The sequence below is a fragment of the Mucilaginibacter limnophilus genome, from assembly GCF_004005815.1.
Lineage (GTDB): Bacteria > Bacteroidota > Bacteroidia > Sphingobacteriales > Sphingobacteriaceae > Mucilaginibacter > Mucilaginibacter limnophilus.
Genome location: NZ_SACK01000031.1, coordinates 1 through 423, shown reverse-complemented (window position 1 = coordinate 423; position 423 = coordinate 1). Strand labels below are relative to the sequence as shown.

At 47.0% G+C, this 423-nt stretch carries 1 protein-coding gene; it reads right to left on the bottom strand.

The annotated features are described in order from the left end of the window. Nucleotides 1-423: alpha/beta fold hydrolase (locus EOD41_RS20560; protein ID WP_127708723.1), on the bottom strand; the 423-nt coding region annotated here is incomplete at both ends.

Below are 423 nucleotides of genomic sequence, written 5' to 3'. Positions count from 1 at the left end.
TGCCATATCTTTTTGGCATTCACCGGACTGAAGATTTCATCGGGTATTAGCCCGGGGATACCAGCATCGAGGACTGACAGGGTTTTTAGTGATTGTTCAAACTCAAGTGCAAATGTCACTGCTACCCAGGCGCCGATGTCGTGTGCCACGAGATGGAAATGATCAATGTTGATCTGATCAAGGAATGTTTTAAGAAAACGGGCAACCGTTAGCGTATCGGCTGATTTTGCGGCATTGCTATTACCCATACCAGGTAGTTCGACGGCGATAATGCGGTGATCCTTTTGCAGTGCGGGAATTATTTTTCGCCATATGAAAGAGGTTTGCGGCCATCCGTGCAGCAGGACCAGGGGTACACCCTTGCCCGTTTCATAATAACTGACCTGGATGTTATCTACATTTTCCTGCTTTTGATCAGGAAAG